Below are 21,571 nucleotides of genomic sequence, written 5' to 3' on the forward strand. Positions count from 1 at the left end.
GTTTAGCTGTTTTGCGCGCGGATAATGTTTAGCATGCGGCGTAACGGCTCAGCAGCGCCCCACAATAGCTGATCACCAACCGTAAACGCACCTAAGTACTCACCACCCATATTAAGCTTACGTAGACGACCAAGCGCAATTGTTAATGTCCCTGTCACTGCCACTGGCGTTAGGCGATTCATGGTGGCTTCTTTATCGTCTTCGACCAAGTCTAACCACTCATTACCGCTATTTTTTAGTGCTGCTTCGATTTCTTCTAGCGGAATATCTTTTTTTAGCTTGATGGTTAAGCCTTGTGCGTGACAACGCATCGCACCGATACGGACACACATGCCGTCGATAGGAATGGTATTGTCTGAAGAATTACCAAGAATCTTATTGGTTTCAACGCCACCTTTCCACTCTTCACGCGACTGTTTGTTCTCTAGCTGTGAGTCGATATAAGGGATTAAACTACCTGCTAGTGGCACACCAAAGTACTGCTTAGGAAAGTCATCTGAACGCTGAGTCTGGGCGATTTTTTTATCAATATCTAATATCGCACTGGCTGGATCGGCAAGCTCGTCTGCTACTGCATCACGTAGTACGCCCATGCCATTGATAAGCTCGCGCATATTGTTTGCACCAGAGCCACTAGCTGCTTGGTAAGTCATGGCGCTAACCCACTCAACCCAGCCTCTATTAAACAGCTCACCAATCGCCATCATCATGAGCGACACGGTACAGTTACCGCCGATAAAGTCTTTTTTACCGTTGGCAAGGGCGCTATCAATAACATTACGATTAACTGGATCAAGAATGATGATACTGTCATCTTCCATGCGTAGGGTGCTTGCCGCATCAATCCAGTAGCCGTCCCAGCCACCATCACGTAATGGTTGGTGTACTTTCGACGTATAGTCGCCACCTTGACAGGTAATAATCACATCACAAGCAGAGAGCGCTTCTATATCATGAGCGTCTTTAAGTTGGCTGGGTTTAATACCATCAAAGTTTGGTGCATCGCCGCCTGCATTACTGGTTGAAAAAAACACAGGTGTGATGCCGTCGAAGTCTTTTTCTTCGCGCATACGCTGTATTAGTACTGATCCTACCATTCCGCGCCAACCTACCAAGCCTACCGTTAAATTACTCATGAAATTTAATCCTTTTAACAATTATTTGTAGCACTGCCAACCGATAACAATGCCGTGAATATGCTTGAAAAGCAAGGTGTTTTAGATAATTTTAGCTGTTTTTAACACACTATTACCTATGCTTAGCATAACTTTTGGTTATTTACTTCGTTAATTGAGCCTAATGCTTTGTGATGACTTATATAAAAATAACGCAGGCAGTATAATTTAAGAATTCAGTTTGTAATTTTTTAGAAGAGATGTATGGAGATTTATAGTGCACAGTATGCGCCTTCGCTACGAAATGTTAAAGTAAACAGTTATTTCGGATGAGGTAATATAATATAGAACTTATTTACCTAAATGAAGATGAAGACTCTTATCTGCTCATAATTTATTTAATAAACGGTTAATGAAACTTATGGATATTTCCCTATTGTATTATGGTGTGCAGTTATTGGCAGGGTTAATAGCTTTTGTGACCGTCTGGGGTTGGTTGCCTCTTGATCACTGGTGGGTACGCGGTGTTGACTTTCCACGTATTCAGATAATGGTGCTTGGTATTATTGCTTGGATTGGCATGCTGGCTTTTTGGTCAGAATGGCAAATGGGGCAGTGGCTATTGTTCGCAGCTCTAAATATCACTTTAGCGTTTCAGCTAAGAATGGTGCTGCCTTATACAAAGCTGTGGAAAAAAGAAGTTCAGAATGCTAAAAAAATGCCCGAGGGAGAAGCGTATCAGTTAAAAATAATGGTTTCAAATGTGTTAACTCCCAATGATGAGACTCATAAGCTCATCAATCTAATCAAGCAAAAGCAGCCTGATATTTTAATCACACTCGAATCAGATGAAAAATGGCAGGATGCGCTGAATGAAATTGAGTCAGATTATCCTTATACGGTTAAAGTGCCATTGGATAACCTCTACGGTATGCATTTATATTCAAAACTTGAGTTGATAGATCCTACTGTTAAATATCTAATGATTGATGACATACCTTCGATTCATACTCAGCTACGCTTGGAAAATGGCCGTGTGATTTGGTTGTATTGTTTGCACCCAATGCCGCCAAGTCCGACCGAAGCGGATAAGTCGACCACGCGTGATGCTGAGCTATTAATGGTGGGCAAACATATCAAAGAGCATGATCAAACGGCGATACTGGCAGGAGATCTGAATGATGTGGCTTGGTCGAAGACTACCCGCCGCTTTCAACGTATATCAGGACTGTTAGATCCACGTGTTGGCAGACACTTTATCAATACCTTCCATGTTAACTATCCATTCTTACGCTGGGCGTTGGATCATCTTTTTCACAGTGCTTGTTTTACCGTCGTCGATATCGAGCGTTTACCGTCCATTGGTTCCGATCACTTTCCTGTATTGACTACTTTGCAGTATGAGCCAGAAGAAGCAAGCAAACAGGAGCAAAATGCACCTGCAGTGCAGTCCGAGGACTTTAAAGAAACAGAAAATAAAATCCAAGAAGGTAAAGAAGAAGGGCGTAAAGTCTCAAAAGAGCATGCAGAGGAACAGAGTGTTTGTGAATAATATGGACATTGGAATTATCTTTTGGTGGCCATTAAAGTCATACATACGAATGTAAGCAAAAGCGTACAAACAATAGTGCTTTTGGCGTCTAGCTACCCGCTGATGATCGGCATACAATAGCATCATCAACACAAGGATAGGCATGGATGCAGTGTTGAGGCAGTAACCATGCAAGCACAGGTCAGCCCACTGTCTTATAGGTTATTGTTTATGGCTTAGGATAAGTCAGCACGGAAGAGATAATAATAATAACATGAAGCGCCCTAAACCCGAACCAATCGCCCTAGGTTCGGGTTTTTATTTGTCTGTTAAATAGTTGATTTATAGAGGTTTGAGCTATGCTGAAGAAACCGTACACCTAAACTTGGTAAACTAAGCGTATTAATCGGAGTTTACCATGACCAAGAAAGTAAGAACCTACAGTGACGAGTTTAAATCTGAAGCTGTCAAGAAGATAGCAGATAATAATGGCAATATCTCAGCTACTGCAAAGCAGTTAGGTATTGCCATGCAAACGCTATCAAACTGGCATAATAAAGCCAATCAAGGCAAGCTTATCGGCACAGAGCAATATGATCCTGACCTTATGAGTGCTCTTCAAGAAATAAAGCAGCTCAAGCGTCAGCTCAAAGTGGCTGAAGAGGAGCGCGAAATTCTAAAAAAGGCCACCGCGTACTTCGCGAATGAGGAATGTTAAGAAACAGTCTGGGAGACTGTTTTAGTGACGCAAGGCGAAGGGCTATGTCCGCAGTGACAGCCCGTAAAGTACGCCTTTATCAAAGACAATCATCAGATATTTAGCACCACTACTATGTGCCGTGTACTAAAGGTTAAACCCTCAAGCTATTATAACTGGCTGGGTCGTGATATCAGCGACCAACAGATACATCGCAACCATTGTGAGTTACTGGTTAAAGCGGCTCACAGTGAAAGTAAAGAACGTTATGGCGTAGATCGATTGCATGCTCATCTAAGCAAACAAGGCCACAACATTATGAGCGCTTTAAAGTCACTACTGACTCAAGCCACAACAAGCTGGTCTATGACAATGTTTTAGATCAGAGGTTTGACGCTAAGCGTCCTAACGAAGCATGGGTCAGCGACATTACCTATATCTGGACTGCTGAGAGCTGATTATACTTGGCAGGAGTGAAAGATTTATACACTAAAGAGTTGGTCGGTTACGCCATCCACAAACGCATGACTGCTGACTTAGTTTGCAATGCATTAAATATGGCAATTAAACACAAACGACCAAGCAAGGCATTAATTGTTCATTCAGATAGAGGCAGTCAATACTGCAGCTATGCGTATCACAAGATCATCAAGCAGCATCAATTTATAGGCTCAATGAGCGGCAAAGGCAACTGTTATGACAACGCTCCAATAGAAAGCTTCTGGGGCGTGTTGAAGAATGAGCTGGTATATCATAAGGATTACAAAACCAGATTTACAGCCATAAACGATATCATTGGATATATTGAGCTTTATTACAACCAGACTAGGATTCAAGGGGGCTTGGGATATAAATCGCCAAGACAGGTGTGGTTTGATTATTATCGTCAAGCTGCGTAACTAAAATCTCCCAAGTTTAACTGTATGGATTTGACGGCAGGGGTCAAAATGGGCACAGGCTAAGTTTCTACGCCAAGGGTGGATGGAGAATAATCTACCTAAACTGTTTCATGATATGGGCTGTATTGATTTTATAAAGATTTAACTATATCCAATACCTTAGTGTACTTTTTTCAAAACCTCATCATACATAGGAGAGATAATCTCTGATCCATAGCTACTAAGATGATCATCATCATAATAAAGGGGGATACCATCGATATCACCATAACAATACTCATTATCACAGAGGTGTGGAATGGGGTTTAGTATTTCAGCACCACATTGCTTGGCTGCTTTATCTTGCATATTATAAGCAACCTGATGACGTTGTTTATACTCCTTAAGTGCTATTCTGATAGACTCCTTTTTACCAGTCAACATTACAGACTTAATCATCGTTAATGGCACATTTTTTAACATTTCAGGAATTGGCCTTACCAGATACACAGGATTTGTTTGATTAAGTTCACATATACTGTTAACCATGTGTTCGCTTAAGTTATTATAATACTTATCATTTCTCTCAGAGAACACCTCATCTACGAAATGGGTTGGTGGTTCCAAGTGAAAATCCTTGTTTTCATTATATCCATGAAAATAAAGAGAGGTTCTGCTAATAATAATGACAGGAATATTTGGATACTTATTTGCTAGAAGGTTAATAGCGTTTTCTACCAGTTTTCCACAATTATAATCTGGATTTTGTCCATTTTGATCTACCCAGTAAAGTCCTCTAACTGTCGGGCAAGCAGAAAGCCCTAAGCTCAAAATGCTTCCACCCGCAAGAGTAGCTCTATTGCCAATAGCGACATTCTGGACTTGTGAATGACTATCTCCAATAACGATTGCTTTTACTGGACCATCACCGTAAATGCAGGCTGGAGACACTCCATTTTCAACCTTCCCACAAACTTCCGTCCTAGGATCTAACTGCTGTTGCTCTATTATTGAAATTTGCTCTGCCGTTAGACGCAAAGGGGTAATGGCATCAGATTTCATAAATAACATGCTGCCTAGTAATCCTACAAACCCTGCAATATAAATTGGTTTGCTTTTGAGGTAGCTAAAGAAACTAGAAAAATTATTGCTAAATCTTATTTTTTCAACATATTTATAGCTTAAGAAGCCCATTAATATGGATAGCGCCATGCCTGGATAAATATAATACTTAGGCAGTGAGAACATGTAAATAGCTACGACAAAAGGCCAATGCCAAAGGTATATAGAATAAGACCAAGAGCCTAATTTTTGAAAAATAATATTGCCTGTAATGAAACTATCGTCGCGCTGGGCTTGAATGATTAGAAACGAACCCATGACAGGAAATATGGCTAAATAACCTGGCCATGGATTCTTTGCTGATATTAAGAAATAAGAGGTAATAATTAAGACTAAGCCTATTCTTTCTACCAACTTTTTTCTGCTTTCCTGTAATGTAAAAGGGTAGAGGTAAGCGACACCGCCAATCATCATCTCCCATGCTCTAGTAGGCAAGAGGAAATATGAAGGTATAGGCCACTTATAAGTTGCAATAACACCGAAAATAAAACCTAGAATCGTTCCTAGTATTAACATTATTTTCATAGTATTAATAGATAGAAACTTACGCATAGCCACAAGAAATAGAGGATAGAGGATGTAAAACTGCCACTCAACTGAGAGTGACCAGGTGTGCAATAACCATTTTTCATGAGAAGCAGCATCGAAGTAGCCAGCCTCTTTCCAATATGTAATGTTGGATAAAAAAGTAACACTACTAGCAGCATGTTTTCCTAAGGCCTTATATTCTAAAGGCGATAGATAGAACCAACCAAAAGCTAATAATACTAAACAAAGTAGTGCTAAGGCGGGAATAATTCTATTAGCACGAGCGACATAGAATTTTAAAATAGAGAAGTTTTCTTGCTCGATCCCTCTAAATATAATTCCTGTCATTAAGAAGCCCGAAATAACAAAAAAGACATCAACACCAGCAAAACCACCTGGCATCCAAGCGGTATTAAAATGGAATAATACAACAGCGATGACAGCCAAGGCTCTTATGCCATTAATATCTTTTCTGAACTTCATAATATAACCAACCAAAAGTTGAGTGAAGGTGATTGTATGTATTATATATGTTTTTTCGAATATATGTATAAAACTTTTTCTTTGGCTTTCTATACGGTATAAAGTAAGTATGTCAGCAGTTATAACTGGGTGAGTGTAAAAGTTTAATAGTGATAGACTTCCAAAACTAAAAAGGGGATACGCAATGCGTATCCCCTTTATTTAATCTAATAGTTTATATATGTTATTTGTAGACAGTTTGCTTAGGGTGCAAGTACTTGGATATAAGCGCCGGCACGTAGCTCTTGTAACCAGTCTTCTTGTGCTTGTGGCGCGAGACGTTGATACAGCGCCTGACGTGCGATATTACGGCGATATTGTTCGCTGATATCATGTTGACGCTTGCCTTCAACTTTGAGGATGTGCCAACCAAACTGAGTCTTAAACGGTGCAGAATAGTCCCCTACGCTGGTATTTTTCATGACTGCTTCAAATGGACCGACCATGTCTTCTTCACTGACCCACTCAAGATCACCACCACGCCCTGCAGAGCCTGGGTCATCAGAGTAAGTAGCTGCTAAGCCTGCGAAGTCAGCACCTTGACGTAGCTGCTCGTATAGGTCGTTTACTTTTTGTTCGGCGAGTGCATCAGTTTGTAGCTCGTCGACCTTAATCAAGATATGACGTGTATGCCACTGCGGGATGATCATGGTATCACTGGCTTTTTTGTTAGCAAGCTTGATGATATCAATGCCTTCAGGAGTGATAAGCGGTTCACTCACAGCGCCCACATCAAGCTTGACGATCTCACTTGATAGTTCGGTTGGAAGGGCAGCAGCCTTATGAAATCCCATATCGCCGCCTTGTAGCGGAATGGGGTAGCTACCTTGAGAGGCATTCATAGCTGCTTCAACATCTACGTTAGGTGCCTGTAGGCGTGTACGTAACCCTTGAGCGACTGTCAGCGCTTGCGTACGCTGAGCTTCTGATAGACGACTGTAATCATCTACATAAGGCACGCGGACGTGAATGGTTTGATATTCACTTTGGTTTAAGCGCTTGGCTTCAGGTGAGGCTAAAAACGCATCAATATCTTGCTCGCTGATGCGCACACGATTGGCAATTTGGCGTTGTTGTAGTGCCTGAATAGCAGCGTCTTCGATCAGTTTTGCTCGTAAATTGGCATAGCTACCTGTTTGCTCACTATCCAATCGCTGCTGTAGGGCGGCAATGCTACTGAGTCCTTCAGCTTGTGCGATTTGTGCTAAGCGTTGATTGATAGCCGCTTCATCGGGTTTGAGTCCCACCCGATTGACCAGTGACAGTTGTAGCTCACGTAAAACGAGTGCATTTAACACGTCAGACTGCAGTTGAGCTGAATTGGGAATTGGCTCACCAGCTGCTTGCGCGCGTGCTTGAGTTTGCGTGATAGCAGCAACTAAATCGCTTTTTAAGATGGCATTATCGTTGACTAGTGCGATGATGCCGTCGGTACTATTAGCGGGTGTTAACCGAGCGCTATTATCTTGGCTAGCGGTCGAACCTACTTCTTGCGGCGTTATAGGCTCTGACGTTGTTGCCGCTTGAGCGTTGAAGCTAAGCGCAAGGCCTGCACTCATACCCATAGAAACTAATACAGCACGGCTGGTTTGACGTAAAGAAAAAAATCTCATGATGCTCCTCATCAATGTCATCGCATCGGATAGTGTCTGGCCAATATTATCCAATATATTATGCACGATTTTAGTATAAATAATCAGCTATAGGATAATCTTGCCTATAATGTTATTAAGTGATTGTTCGGTAGGCGTTGATAACATAGCCTAAATACGTTTTTTGACTCTTAAGCAGATATCTTCGCAAAGCTATTACTACTCTTTCCATGCAGTTTGTACTGGTTCAAAACCGAGCACTTTATCTGCAAGCAGTCGGGTTAGACGGCTATCGCCACTGCCCAGACCATTTAATCTGATTTCTGCCATTATCGCTTGTGTTGGCTTGTCTCTGGTATTGAGGTCATTGTAATAACGACGACCATATACGGCAAAACCAATGCAGCAATCTTCGTAATCTATGCCAACCAGTGCATCGAGCATTTTATCACTATTATAGTCGTACTGTCCCTGTGCTAATGCTCGCCAGTTGTTGTTAAAGGGGAAGATCGCAGAGGCGGTAAACGCGGATAGTGGCAACTGATTGGTGTTGTCATCACGCATACGCTTAACGAAGCCGACATTAAATAAGCTGTTGTCTGATGGCTGATAGCGCAGCTCAGTCGTGACATAATTCAAATCATAACTATTGGTGAGTGCACCGCTCACATCAACCCAGACATTATTATAAGGTTGAGTGCTGGCGTCCCATACCATGCCTGATGATGAGCTATTAAAAACCGATTGTTGATCATCAAGGGTGACACGTCCATCATCGATATAAAATTGCTCTGCAATGCTACCATCAAAACGTGTCACGCCCGTTGCGTCGATGTAACGATAGTTAATGCCCGGAGTGAAGGCGTGTAAGTCTTGCAAGCGGTCATGACCTAAGAACCAGCTGTCTGAAAAAAGCTGCTCATAGTTGATAGAAGCAATGCGAGTGTTAAAGTTTGGCAGCTCGTTTTGGTCTTCAAACGGTGAGTAAGTATATTTAAGTCTTGGGCTCAATATCTGATACCCGCCCATCGTGTCATCAAACGCGCCAAATGGTGAGCCTGCTTTGTAGAGGTTAAGACCTGCATCGATGCTGGCTTGTGGCACAAACACCGACTGACTACCGTCATCTTCACTCAACAAGTTATCTGCCAAGCTATCTTGATCATATGAGGTATATAGATGCTGTAAACCAACCTTAGGCTTGATATATCCCCACGAAGACTCAATAGGGTAGCTGGCGCTGAGTTTGTTATAAACGCGTACACCACTTTTTTCTGCCTCCGAGCCATCGTCGATAGACTTTTTGAAATAAGCAGAATCATGGACACCAGTGATATCGAATTTTTCTACCCAAGGTAGGCGATAGCTCAGCTCTAATTGAGGTAAGCGTGAATAAGGCTTATCTTTATCTTTTAGCGCCTCGCCAGTACTGGTAAAGGCATCAAGAGTTTGGAAGGTTTCGAGTTTTAAGTCACCAGTGATGTAATCATTGTAATAGTTAAGACGAGCGCGTCTGGGTAAGTTCAGTGTACTATCTGATAAGCCAAGCGTGTCAAAATCATCGAGGTAATTGGCATCAGATACATAGCTATATTTAGCATCACCACTTAAGCGCGGGATGCTGTTTGATGACCAATAGTGATCATAAAATAAGCTACTTCGGTCTTCGTCATTATATTGTTTGTCATTTGGCAAGTATGAACCATTAAATATACCGCCACCGTACTCTTCAGTTAAATAACGGAACTCCCCCGAAAGCATAGGGTTACGATTGGTATAAATATGCGTGTTGAGTGTGGCATCATAGTTGGGTGCCAAGTTGAAATAATAAGGGATGTCGACTTCAAGGCCACTTTCGCTATCGATGCTGGCGCTAGGCAACAAAAACCCACTACTACGGCGACTATCAATGGGGAAGTTGAAGTAAGGTAAGTAAAACACAGGAACATCAGCAATACGGAAAGTCGTGTCGTAAGCTTTGCCGCGTCCGGTGTCCGTGTCTAAGTCAATACTTTTGGCATCAAATTGCCACTTGCGATTGGTCGGTGGACAGGTACTGAACATCACTTCATCCAGCTCATACTGACTCTCGTTAGGACGGTTTAGGCGCTTGGCATAACCGTGCGACTGCAGTGGTACACTGGCAAAAGCCACGCCATAAGCTGTGGTTTGTCCAGACTCAGTACTATAAGCCAAGCTATCAGCGACGCCAATAAGTCCCCCTTGTGAAGCTTTTTCGGTAAGAGAAGCTGTATTACCTTGGCCTTGCATTGCAGCTGTGTTGTTATTGCCAATCGCTTGATCGGTAAACATCACCTTGCCTTGTGCGCCAGCGATGCCATTGGTCAAATCCAGTACAATTTTATCAGCCTCGATATGCTGAGTACCCTGATTCAGAATGACGTTACCTGAAAGTTCAGCATAATCTACATTATCATAATAGCCATAATCAGACTCTGCAAATAAAGGCGCCTGACTATTATCAGTGCCGCTTTTAGTCTGATAACCTCTTCATTGCTGGCACGTTGATAGTTGGGATTACGCTGAGGATAAACCCATTGACCTTCGCAGCGCTGAGAGCTGTCTACGCTATGTGGTAATAGATTTAAGTCAGTGCCAAGCTGGCGTATAGGTCTATTGCTGGCTTGTGGGATATCTATAGGTGTTAGATCGGGTGATAGGCTGCTGTCTATTGAGAGTTGTCCATCACTCACAACGTCATCAGTATCTTTTGCTGGAGAGGTATCGCTATCGGGTTTCAACTGGTAAAACTCTGCCAAACGCATTAAGCTTTCTTGAATACTTTCATCACTGACATCAAGGCGACTGCTATCAAGTGCAGGATCTGTTGCTATGCCTTGCTCAGCACGCGTTAAGTCGTTTTTATCATCAGCATCGTCTAATTGTGAGATTAGGTTTTCAGTTACTAAGGCTTCGGAGTTTACAGCGCTGTCAGTAATTGTGGTGACTGGAACTTCAGAGGTCGCAACTGCGTCATGGACAAAAAGATCTATTTCAGTGTTGTCTGTATAAGAGCTATCTGTATCAGTAATATCTATGTCAGTACTGTCTGCTACAACTGTGATGTTAGGGCTGTTAATAACTTGCTGAGAACCAGCACTGCTAACTCTGCTTCGATTCATACCAACTTGATTGAGAGCTGTCTGATCAAACGCTGTATCGCGGCTTGAATTTGAATTTAACTTTTTGACTCTATTTGTATTATTGACACTAGGAGTTACAGAGCGTGTGATGCGAATATCTGTGGTACCAGTTGCAAGGGCTGTTTGATCAATAGGCATGCTGCTCGTGTCAGTGTTACTAACACTGGTCGGCGTACTGTTTAGGATATCAGGACTGTCAGCGACTAAAGGCGTGGCTGTCTGCGATTGAGTGTCCGCTATCGCAGCATTACTCACAGCTAAGCCAGTCAAGCTTAAAGCACCAAATAAAATCAAACGAATGCTTTGGTAAAGCGGAGAATATAACAAGGGCACACCTATGATTGTAGAGCCTATTGGTTCGCGATATTGGGTTTGCTCGTATGTATGTCAGCCATGATGAATGATATTAAAATACCACTATACGATAATATGGTCACAAATATCTGTCGATATTACATATATTGACGACTTATCATAGTCAAAAAAAACCAAATCAGCTACACTATTGAACAATTTTTATGCGCTAGCGTGATGTTTCTATACGCTCATGCGCAGCGGCGTCGATAAAAGTTATTAAGGGAGATAAAGTCCCGATAGCATTTTAGCAAGTATTTGCCGTCATTATTATATAAATTAAAACGATGTAAATTAAAACGATGTAGATCTAAGTTATACAAAGCTAAATTATAAAAACCTAAGCTGTGTCAACTTAAGTTATATGAGCTTAAGTTATATGAATCTAGGTTATTTTGGATAGCTTAGATTAGCTTAAGATTTATGATGACCGTATTCTACGTTTATCTTTTATTAGCACCGAATTTTAAATTCATTTACCGTTGACCTGCGATGCCTCTTATGACAGATAATACTACCTTACAGTCCCAAGATAATGCTCATGTAAATACTCGCCAGCAGCAGCTAGAGAGTTGGTTACAACAGCAGTTTGCAGAGCAAACGTTTAAGCTAGATAGTCTACCAGGTGATGCCAGTGCCCGACGATATCATCGCATACAATTGTTTGATAACAGCGCAGATAAAGAGCCATCGGCGCGCTATATTGTCATGGATTCCGCTGATGAACAAGATGCAATGCAACAATTTATCAATGTCACTAAGCTGATGGCGCCAGCAGTCAATGTGCCAGAGCTTATATGCCAAGATGTGACGCAAGGGTTTTTAGTGCTGCAAGACTTTGGTGCCATAGAGTTCGCTCACTTATTGGTCGATGCTCCAGCCGCAGCAGTCAATGATTACTATCAGTTGGCGATGCAGACCCTGATTGAGCTGCAAAAAACTCCTGTACAGCTGGCACGCACAGAGCATCAATTACCAGACTATGATACGGTAATACTAAATCGTGAGATGGACTTGTTCCGTGATTGGTTCATACCTTTTATCGGAGTCAAATTTGCAGACTCGCTGTGGGAAAATCTGAAGTCAGCACTGATTGATGCTATCTTGGCGCAGCCGCAAGTTGTCGTCCATCGTGATTATCACAGTCGTAATTTGATGCAAGATCAGGCAGACAACTCACGTTTAGGAGTGATAGACTTTCAAGACGCTGTGATAGGTGCGTATACTTATGACTTGGTGTCATTGGTGCGAGATGCCTATGTTGATTGGCCTGAAAGCCAAGTCTCCGAGTGGGCTCGTGAGTTTTGGCAACTGCAAAAGCAGGCAGGTTTGGCCACTGCGGATAATGTAGAGCAGTTTGCAAGCGATATGAATGTGATGGGTGTCCAGCGTCATTTAAAGGTATTAGGAATTTTTATTCGCTTATCTGAGCGTGATGGGAAGGATCGCTATTTGGCCGATATACCCAAAGTCATGCGTGATTTGATGTTTGAATTAAATTGGCTTGCTGAGCAGGGTAGTCAAGATATAAAGCAAGCAGTGCTACCCTTCAATCAATGGCTACAAGAGACTGTGTTACCTGCTTATCAAAATAAATTCTCATCAATATAAATGATGATAAGTTGAACTTAGTACTTAAAAACTACTTAAAAACTACTTAAAAACCATCTAAATACTGTTAAAAAGGAGCGTGTCTCTTCATGTCCATATCGACGATTACGCAAGCAATGATCTTGGCAGCAGGCAAGGGCACACGCTTACGTCCGCTCACGCTTGAGACGCCGAAGCCTTTGGTAGAAGTAGGCGGGCAGCCATTGATTGTGTGGCACATCAAAGCGTTACAAGCTGCAGGTGTCACTGATATTACGATAAATGCGTCATGGCTTGCTGACAAGCTGATGACATCACTGGGCGATGGCACACAGTACGGTGTCAATTTGCACTGGTCAGTTGAAGATGACGAACCTTTAGAGACGGCAGGCGGAATATTCCAAGCCTTACAGACAGGCAAGCTAAAAGATGCCCCCTTTATCTTAGTGAATTCCGATGTCTGGACGACGTATGATTTTATCAAGCTGCAAAACTATAAGCTGGGTAACGATCAGCTTGCGCATCTGTTATTGATTGATAATCCGACGCATAACAGCGGTGGCGATTTTGCGATTAATAATGGCTTGGCTAGCGAACAAGCTGTTGCCGAGGCAGATAAATTTACCTTCGCAGGTATCAGCGTCATGTCACCACAACTAGTCGACGGATTGGTACAAGGTCAACCTGCCGCCTTGGCGCCGCTCCTTAAGCAGGCGATGATGAAATTTCAAATTACCGCTGAAGTGATTAAAGATAACTGGATAGACGTCGGCACACCCGAACGTTTAGAGCAGGTTAATGAGTTTATCAAGAGCAATGGCGTTGATAATCATCAGGGTGCCTAGGTTAAAGTAATATAGTCGAAAGATTTTAAAAGCGTTAAAGTACTACTGGTATAAATTTTGCGCAGCCTCTGTGGATACAGCACGCAAGTAAAATTTATACCAGTAGCATGAACAAGTGTATCGATGTTACTTTACTCTGACTATAGCTCAATCAATCTATATACGTAGCCTAATAAAAAAAGCAGCGCCGATTAATCGGCGCTGCTTTTTTATTATATGGTAATGGATAAATAGCAGTGTATAAGAGGGTATTAGACCCCCATCGCCAGCTTAATTAACTGTGCGATGATAAAAACAACCAGAAATCCTGCTATATATAGGCCAACGAACCATGCCCATTGCGATTGTTTCTTACTGAGCTTTTTCATGATCGCTCCTACTGTGTAGCAATACGCTTTTTACTTTTGCTAAGTGTCACTACTGACGATATATAAAGTAGCTATTAATTTTGTTAATTTTTTCCTAATCCTTAATACATATGCTCATGATCTGTTTTACCCTTGAATGTGTAATACGCAAAAGCGGTATAACTTAAGATAATCGGCAGCATAATCAACGCACCAATCAGCATAAAGGACAATGAAGTGTCAGCAGCAGCAGCCTCATAAATCGTCATCTGATAGGGTACGATATAAGGGAAAATAGCGGCACAAACCCCAATATAGCCCATCAAAAACAGAGCAACGGTCAACAAGAAAGGACGGTATTCACGTTCAGTGGTTAGGTCTTTACGCATGAGGAAGAATAGTAATAGCACAATGAGCGGCATGGGGGCTAAATACAATAGGCCTGGCAGACTGAACCAACCTTCGAGCGCATCGATATCTAAAAAATACATAGATATCGTGACAGCAATCATCGCCGCGATTAATGCTGAGAGCATCCAACCAGAGACTTTGCGCGCCCAAACTTGTAGTGAGTGCTCCGTTTTGATAATAAGCCAAGTAGAGCCAAGCAGCGCGTAGCCAATGATTAGAGCAAACCCGCACATAATGGCAAATGGAGAGAGCCAATCAAAAGGGCCGCCCGTATAAAGGCGATTGCTAGCTTCTAAGCCTTGCACGAGCGCTCCGAGCATGATGCCTTGAGAAAAAGTAGCCACCACAGAACCTACAAAAAAGAAACCATCCCACACATAACGTCGTGCAGAGGACTTAAAGCGAAACTCAAACGCCACCCCGCGCATGATAAGACCGAATAGCATGAAAGTCACAGGCAAATACAGCCCGCTCATAATGATGCCATAAGCGACTGGAAAAGCGGCGAATAGTCCACCACCGCCCAATACAAGCCAAGTCTCGTTACCATCCCAAAATGGGGCGATAGAGTTCATTATGCGGCTACGGTTCTTATCTGAGCCGGCAAAGGGAAACAAGATGCCACAGCCCAAATCAAAGCCATCAAGTAGCACATAAATAAACACAGAAAGAGCGATAAGTCCGCCCCAAATTAAGGGTAAGTCTAATACATCACCGTAGTTAAACATTAGCGCAACCCTCCATCTTCGACGTCATTTGCAGGCTTATCGAGATCTTCAGAACCATCTTGTTCCTGCACTTTTTCACTGGCAAGGCTGTCACCACTAAGCGTACGTCCTTGACCCTCAGTGACAGAGTGCTCATAGAAGTTGTCATCCGCTGGATCTTCGTATGGCTGTGGTCCCTGAGCGATCAAACGTAGGATATAAAAGCTCCCTGCACCAAAGACGAAGATATACAGCACAATAAAACCGATCAGCGTGGTTGCCACCTGCTGTGCCGCAACGGGTGATATGCTTTCAGCAGTACGAATCACACCATAGACGGTGTAGGGTTGACGGCCTACTTCTGTGACGAACCAACCAGCCAATAAAGCGACAAAGCCAAGCGGTGTCATCAACATCCAAGTACGGTGAAAGGTTTTACTTTCGGGATTAAACTGCTGTTTTTTGAAGTATTTATACAGACTGAACAGCCCAACCAAGACCATTAGCATGCCAATACCGACCATGATACGAAATGCCCAAAACACAATAGCAACAGGTGGTTGGTCTTCTGGCGCCCAGTTTTTGAGACCTTTTACCTCACCATCAAATGAATGAGTTAAAATCAACCCTGACACATAGGGGATGCTGACTTCGTATTTATTGGTTTGATTATCTTGGTCAGGAACCGCAAAGAGACGTAGCGCGGCACCGCGTTCGTCTTCCCAAATGCCTTCCATTGCTGCCACTTTGGCTGGTTGATGTTCTAAGGTGTTTAAACCATGTCCATCACCAATCAACACCTGTGCTGGCGCAACAAAGATTGCCATTATCATCGCCATACCTAGCATCACACGCCCATGCTGTCGATGTTCAGTATGTCGTTTGGACTGCAGGTAGTAAGCACCAATGCCGCCAATGACAAAAGCAGTGGTCAAAAACGCTGCCGTTATCATGTGTGCATAACGATAAGGGAAAGAGGGATTAAAGATGATTTCAAGCCAGTTGGTCGGATAGAGCAGGCCATCAGCACCAATCATAAAGCCTTGCGGTGTTTGCATGAAACTATTGGCCGCTAAAATCCAAAATCCTGATATAAGCGTACCGATAGCGACGATCGCTGTCGAAGCAAAGTGCATGCGTTTGCTTACACGTCCCCAACCAAACAGCATAATGCCCAAAAACGATGCTTCTAAGAAAAACGCGGTTAATACTTCATAAGCGAGTAGCGGGCCTAAGACGTTACCGGCTTTATCAGAAAACACTGCCCAGTTAGTACCAAATTGATAGGACATCACGACGCCAGATACGACGCCCATTCCGAAAGCCACGGCAAAGATTTTGACCCAGTGTTTATATACTTCGGCATAAATAGCGTCGCCTGTTTTGAGCCAACGGAACTCAAGAACGGTCAGCCAACTGGCAAGACCGATAGTAAAGGCTGGAAAGATGATATGCCATGAGATAACAAAAGCGAACTGGATGCGCGCAAGCATTAACGCATCGAGCTGGTCTATCATAAATGTAGCGAACATAAGCGCTTACCTTTATCTGTTAGCTGAATAGCGCTGGCTTCCATGATACGCCCAAGTAACTGTCCGCAATGGTTCAGACCAATATCGCGGGCAATAGCCAAGTTTTAGTTAGCGGCAGGGATTTTAAATTAAACTTATCTTATTTAAAAATAAGCCATCGTCAAAACTGCTTCGATCTTATTAAGGTGATTTATATCCTTACAAACCACCTATTATTTGTCTATCAAATCAATATTTTAGCTCATTGATTGTTTAAATATTATGCGCTTCAAGATAATGATGTGCAAGCAATGGCTCATGACAGCCTCATGACCATCAATCGTTAATAATGACGGGCGTTTGGGAGCTATAGACGAGAATAAATCATGAGATATTCCATACATTATTATGTATTAATAATGTATGGAAATAGAGACTATTGGAGGCTGATAGATAGGTTTTTTTGTTGATATGTAGCCGTCATTGAAGAGAGCTTCATTAATTTTACCAAGATTATTGCTGTAGCTGCTGATGCAAGATGCGGCGCAGAGTAAGGATGGTTTGTGGGTTGGTTTGAATACTATGTCCGCCATTAATGACTGTCTCAGATGCTGCGCCATCGAGGTGAGCACTAGTATAAGGTACGATACCATCTGATAAGCTTTCGGTTAGCGCTTGGCTAATATCATCATCTACTGATACTGCTGCAAACAATGGCTCATTTTCCATTGCGGCATCTCTAGCCGTAGTATTCGCAGCACTTTCAGTAGCGGTAGATGCCCTAGATAAATCGATTTTGGCACCACCCGGCTGCATTTGTGCTAACCCTTGGGTGATGTCTGCGTCGTTATTCGCAATGATGGAATGATAGATAATGCGATCATTAATGGTGATGTCTTTAGTCAGCTGGATAAATGACGACTTATCACTTAGCTGGCTGGCACCGTTTTGCAGATATAAAGCCCCAAGAGGACTCGCTGCTAGCTCACCTTGAGTGGCAATGGTTGCCAGATTGTCAGTGACTGTTTTTACTAGCCCCACTGGTAAGTAAACAATGCGGCGCAGCGCACGCGTGAACCAACGATCTGCATAATCTGTCCCTCGAAACGGCGCGGACAAAAATACGGCGGTATCTACTTGTGGTAAGGTCTGTAGCTCGAAACGCGCTTTTAGCTGTTGTTCGCCAAAAGATTGTTTGAGCGCTTGACGAATTTGATACTTCTCATTACTCGAGAGTAGGTTTTGGTCATCAAGTCTATCGAGATCATCGAGCAGGTTGTCGTCAGACAGCATCATGCGGGCAATGAGCGCGCCCATACTGTGACTGATGATTACGCTGTTTTTACTGGCGCGGTTTTGCCCCTTGGGATCAGTCTGCTCATAGGCGCTATTAATCAGACCTTGAATTTGATAGCGGTTCTCTAAAATGGGGAGGTTGGTTGGATAAAATATTTGCCACACTTGATAGTTATCACGCAAGGTATCATCGTTGAGAATATCGTTGGTCAAGTTTACCCAAGTTGCAGGACTGGAGGCCAGTCCATGCAGCATGATCAGCACGCGCTTATCGGGATCATAAGGCTCAAGCATAAACAGCCTAGGCAGGTTGGCTTCTGGCTGGCGCGTGATTAAGTTTAAATAGCCGACGCCATCAAGCTGGTTTTCTGCCAACCATAGCCCATACCCTGCAGAAAAGTTAGCAGCGAGTGGGTAGTTGTTTCCGAGGATATTCACATTATCAGTACGATAAGGGTTGTATAGGTTTACATCAAGCTGACGGCTACTGAGCACCTCCAGTACACTGTCACCAGCGGGCTTTACCAGTCCAGTCATCAGTAGATGACCCGTTGGATAGATGCGGGTGCTAGGCTCACGGTCATCCATACTGTCGTTGTGAGATGTTTTGGACAGCCTACCTGATAAGGATGAGGCCAAAAGTTGGCGAATCGTAGTGGTGTAGCGATCATTCAGTGATGCCACCAAGCTCACTCCCAATCCTGGACGCTTACTGACAGAGTTTAGGCCTGATAGACGCAACTCGTATGTCGACGTCAAATCAGCGAGGGCAGAGGTCTGTTTACGAGCATTTTGCAAGTAGTTGTTTTCATTAGGCAGATAGATATTGAGATCATAATTATCGATGGTCATATTCATGACCTTGATTTGATCAGTAAGTTTGCCTTTTAGCGGTGCTAGATTGGCAATGGCTGCTTCATTGCTGTCGTCAATATGGTCATTGATCGCTAAGTACTGCTTTTGTGTATCTCCCATTAGCTTATCTGAGCGATCTGCAGATTCATACAACTGGGTGATGATGTCATTGCTAGCAGCATTGTAGATATCTTGGGTTTGAATGTCGATATCGGTTGGAATACGATGCGTCTGACGGGCGACAGTTTTGTCGGTAGCAGCACCTTCAAAGTCATGAGCTAAGCTATTGAAAAACAGATAGGCATAACTGGATTTGATGGCATCAAACAGTCGGGTTTGATAGCTGATAAGGCAAGCACTGGTATTTTCTTTTTGCGCCGCTTCCTCTTCAGCGCTTAAAGGCGCGTTGGCATAATAAGGATCAAGAGGCGGGCGTAATAATGCTATCTGGCAATCTTGTGAGTTTGCTAACTGGCGTGCTTTGGCATAATGCAGCTCAGAAAAAATAGCCAGCGCAGATCTATAGTGCTTATTGAGCATGCTGTCTGTCAATTGGGTTAAGCACAAGTCAAAATTCTGTATACAAGCTTGCTCATTAAGCCCTGCAGATAATAATGTCGAAGCGGTCGCACTACTGAGTTCGTTTTCGGTGACAATGTTTCCACGTTGAGCCGTAAGGGTCTTTGCTTGAGACTGCTTGTTGACTGAAACAGTGCTACAGGCAGGGAGTAATATCATAGTCGCTACCAATGCTGTAAGTGCTGCAATGGACGTGGATCTTTTCTTCATATTCATCGCCGCAACTGCGGTGTGCTTGGCAAGCATAAGTGGCCTCGGTAAGTAGCAATGATTTAGGTAGTGGCATGGATCAAAAAACGACTTAAAATAGTAAGCCACTTAAAATGAGTAGTGACCTAACAAGTAAAACATGGCATTAAGTCCTTTTAATTACCCCAATACTGCATTGTTATATGTTTGTAAGTTTAGCGTAACTTTTAGAATTACACTAGGGCGTGTTCTCATTTTAAAAGTGGTGACAAAAATGAGATAAATGACAGGCAAACAAGAAAAATAGCACAGATAATATCGAGATATTAACCAGCTATTTGCCGCTGTTTGGCAACATTTAGCCATTTTTAGCCCATTTATATGACTATCGATTGAATTGAGGACACGCCCTAGGGCGTATTGAGCGATTCACAAATAAGCGTTACCGACACGGTTAATAAAATAGTGCCACAAAAAAGCGCGTTTGTTTTACCGCTGATGTCATATCACGATAAAATAAACGCGCTTTTAAAAGTAGTTTTGACTGAACGATTTACCGATAAGTCATAAGATCAAGACTAGATCGTTGGTTTGATATTGATATTAGGTGCAGGTAAATCCCAAATATAGTATTTTCCCTCTTCGATAAGCTTAATCTGTTGACGAATAACCGAATTGTCTGGTACTTGCTGCTCTAGACGACGGAGACGCTCTAAGGCTTCGTTACGACGATCACTTAATAAGTCCGACTGCGCTAAGCTTTGTTCTGCTTCCGTATAGCCAAGGCTGGCTGCTTTATCTAAGTATTTTTTGCCTTCTTTAAATCCACCACCTTCAGCAAGCATCATACCGTATAAGAAGTTTGCTTCGCCGCTGTCTGGCTGTAGTTTGATAGCGCGATCGACATAACTGCCGCCGCGCACTGCAAAGTCTGAGCCCAAATCTAAGTTACGACCCATGCCATTAAGCTTTGCGGCACGTAAAAGTACATCAAAAGACGCACTTGGTGCACTGGCATATGGCTCAATCCACTCTGCTAATACTTTGATTTTTTCGCGAGCATAATGACGCTGTGAGCGGTTAGGGAAGTTTGGTGGGTAATGGCGAGCATTGGGTGAAACTTCTTTAATAAAGTCATCTAGTAAGCTGACATCAAGCTTGTCGGTGCCAACGGCTGTTGTTTGCGGAATCAGTAGCGTCGGTACAAAGCTGACACTTGACACTTGTACTTGTGGCGCTGGGATATTGGCCAGCTGGCCGCCGCTAATATCAATACCAGTGGCAGTAATAGGGCCACGCTCATAAACGCGCGTTGCTCTGGTAGATTCTGATGCGGTAGGCGCGTTAGCAGTCGCTTGAGCAGCCTGTTCGGCCGTTGCTGATGCAGCATTTTGCTGTACTACTGGTTGTACGCTACTGGTCGGCTGAGCACGGCGAATGACACGCTTGCTTGAGTCAATGGCACTAGGAGCACTAGCGCTAGAGGCGTCAGTTGTATCCGTAGCAGCGATGGCAGGTGCGGCGAACATCATGGCGCAGGCCGCTGCTAGAGCAGTCAGAGTTGCAGACTTGTAATGCTTAGTATGGTTGTTGTTGGGTTGGCTCATGGCAGTCGTTACCTTGGTTATTAATAAGTTATGGTATATAGAATAAAATAAATAGTAGTATAAAAATACAATCAGTGCTGCATAGACAGAATGCAAAAACTTCAGTTAACAGGTGTCAATCAAACAGTATG

Annotated in this window: 13 protein-coding genes and 1 pseudogene; 4 read left to right on the forward strand and 10 right to left on the reverse strand. The window is 43.0% G+C overall.

Features of this window, described 5'->3' with window-relative positions; translation table 11 throughout:
* Positions 1–2: 2 nt before the first annotated feature.
* Positions 3–1,136 carry an aspartate-semialdehyde dehydrogenase gene (asd, locus tag JMY01_RS03335; protein ID WP_201574217.1) on the reverse strand — a complete coding sequence of 378 codons (1,134 nt, stop codon included), beginning with the start codon at positions 1,134–1,136 and terminating at the stop codon, positions 3–5.
* 400 nt (positions 1,137–1,536) lie between these two features.
* Here asd and JMY01_RS03340 point away from each other — a divergent pair, with 400 nt between their 5' ends.
* Positions 1,537–2,667, forward strand: a complete 1,131-nt coding sequence (locus JMY01_RS03340) for an endonuclease/exonuclease/phosphatase family protein (RefSeq protein WP_201574218.1) — start codon at positions 1,537–1,539, stop codon at positions 2,665–2,667.
* 397 nt (positions 2,668–3,064) lie between these two features.
* Positions 3,065–4,242 (forward strand): annotated as a pseudogene (locus tag JMY01_RS03345) (IS3 family transposase).
* A 159-nt stretch (positions 4,243–4,401) separates the two neighbouring features.
* Here the strand turns inward: JMY01_RS03345 and JMY01_RS03350 are convergent.
* The 4 genes from JMY01_RS03350 to JMY01_RS14040 form a co-directional block, all read right to left on the reverse strand.
* The gene (locus tag JMY01_RS03350; protein WP_201574219.1) at positions 4,402–6,354 is read right to left on the reverse strand and encodes an acyltransferase family protein; all 1,953 of its coding nucleotides are present in this window, start codon (positions 6,352–6,354) and stop codon (positions 4,402–4,404) included.
* Between the two features lie 242 nt (positions 6,355–6,596).
* The gene (locus JMY01_RS03355; RefSeq protein ID WP_201574220.1) at positions 6,597–8,006 is read right to left on the reverse strand and encodes a peptidylprolyl isomerase; all 1,410 of its coding nucleotides are present in this window, start codon (positions 8,004–8,006) and stop codon (positions 6,597–6,599) included.
* 198 nt (positions 8,007–8,204) lie between these two features.
* The gene (locus JMY01_RS14030; protein WP_307781407.1) at positions 8,205–10,385 is read right to left on the reverse strand and encodes an LPS assembly protein LptD; all 2,181 of its coding nucleotides are present in this window, start codon (positions 10,383–10,385) and stop codon (positions 8,205–8,207) included.
* Positions 10,386–10,411: 26 nt separating this feature from the next.
* A complete protein-coding gene (locus JMY01_RS14040; protein ID WP_227677642.1) occupies positions 10,412–11,476 on the reverse strand; it encodes a hypothetical protein in 1,065 nt (354 codons plus the stop codon).
* A 528-nt stretch (positions 11,477–12,004) separates the two neighbouring features.
* On the opposite strand from JMY01_RS14040, the gene JMY01_RS03365 reads away from it, so the two are divergent.
* Both JMY01_RS03365 and murU read left to right on the forward strand, forming a co-directional pair.
* A complete protein-coding gene (locus JMY01_RS03365) occupies positions 12,005–13,114 on the forward strand; it encodes an aminoglycoside phosphotransferase family protein (RefSeq protein WP_201574221.1) in 1,110 nt (369 codons plus the stop codon).
* Positions 13,115–13,209: 95 nt separating this feature from the next.
* Positions 13,210–13,938, forward strand: a complete 729-nt coding sequence (gene murU, locus JMY01_RS03370; RefSeq protein ID WP_201577140.1) for an N-acetylmuramate alpha-1-phosphate uridylyltransferase MurU — start codon at positions 13,210–13,212, stop codon at positions 13,936–13,938.
* A gap of 251 nt (positions 13,939–14,189) precedes the next feature.
* Here the strand turns inward: murU and JMY01_RS14410 are convergent, their stop codons facing one another.
* From JMY01_RS14410 to JMY01_RS03390, 5 genes are all read right to left on the reverse strand, one after another.
* Positions 14,190–14,306 (reverse strand): DUF2474 domain-containing protein, encoded by a 117-nt coding sequence (locus JMY01_RS14410; RefSeq protein ID WP_374220341.1) that lies wholly within the window; start codon positions 14,304–14,306, stop codon positions 14,190–14,192.
* 101 nt (positions 14,307–14,407) lie between these two features.
* Complete coding sequence (gene cydB, locus JMY01_RS03375; RefSeq protein WP_201574222.1) at positions 14,408–15,424, reverse strand: cytochrome d ubiquinol oxidase subunit II; 1,017 nt, start codon at positions 15,422–15,424, stop codon at positions 14,408–14,410.
* Positions 15,424–16,935, reverse strand: a complete 1,512-nt coding sequence (locus JMY01_RS03380; protein ID WP_201574223.1) for a cytochrome ubiquinol oxidase subunit I — start codon at positions 16,933–16,935, stop codon at positions 15,424–15,426. The genes cydB and JMY01_RS03380 overlap by 1 nt, the downstream gene beginning before the upstream one ends.
* 492 nt (positions 16,936–17,427) lie before the next feature.
* Positions 17,428–19,890 (reverse strand): triacylglycerol lipase, encoded by a 2,463-nt coding sequence (locus JMY01_RS03385; protein WP_227677644.1) that lies wholly within the window; start codon positions 19,888–19,890, stop codon positions 17,428–17,430.
* A gap of 521 nt (positions 19,891–20,411) precedes the next feature.
* On the reverse strand, positions 20,412–21,440 hold the full coding sequence (locus JMY01_RS03390) for a hypothetical protein (RefSeq protein WP_201574224.1): 1,029 nt from the start codon (positions 21,438–21,440) through the stop codon (positions 20,412–20,414).
* Positions 21,441–21,571: the final 131 nt, after the last annotated feature.

Source organism: Psychrobacter sp. H8-1 (genome assembly GCF_904846575.1).
GTDB lineage: Bacteria > Pseudomonadota > Gammaproteobacteria > Pseudomonadales > Moraxellaceae > Psychrobacter > Psychrobacter fulvigenes.

Bases quoted from the DNA above. Each gene is read 5' to 3' on its own strand.
- asd (WP_201574217.1), bottom strand. From the start codon at position 1,136: ATGAGTAATTTAACGGTAGGCTTGGTAGGTTGGCGCGGAATGGTAGGA.
- JMY01_RS03340 (WP_201574218.1), top strand. From the start codon at position 1,537: ATGGATATTTCCCTATTGTATTATGGTGTGCAGTTATTGGCAGGGTTA.
- JMY01_RS03350 (WP_201574219.1), bottom strand. From the start codon at position 6,354: ATGAAGTTCAGAAAAGATATTAATGGCATAAGAGCCTTGGCTGTCATC.
- JMY01_RS03355 (WP_201574220.1), bottom strand. From the start codon at position 8,006: ATGAGATTTTTTTCTTTACGTCAAACCAGCCGTGCTGTATTAGTTTCT.
- JMY01_RS03365 (WP_201574221.1), top strand. From the start codon at position 12,005: ATGACAGATAATACTACCTTACAGTCCCAAGATAATGCTCATGTAAAT.
- JMY01_RS14410 (WP_374220341.1), bottom strand. From the start codon at position 14,306: ATGAAAAAGCTCAGTAAGAAACAATCGCAATGGGCATGGTTCGTTGGC.
- cydB (WP_201574222.1), bottom strand. From the start codon at position 15,424: ATGTTTAACTACGGTGATGTATTAGACTTACCCTTAATTTGGGGCGGA.
- JMY01_RS03380 (WP_201574223.1), bottom strand. From the start codon at position 16,935: ATGTTCGCTACATTTATGATAGACCAGCTCGATGCGTTAATGCTTGCG.
- JMY01_RS03385 (WP_227677644.1), bottom strand. From the start codon at position 19,890: ATGCTTGCCAAGCACACCGCAGTTGCGGCGATGAATATGAAGAAAAGA.
- JMY01_RS03390 (WP_201574224.1), bottom strand. From the start codon at position 21,440: ATGAGCCAACCCAACAACAACCATACTAAGCATTACAAGTCTGCAACT.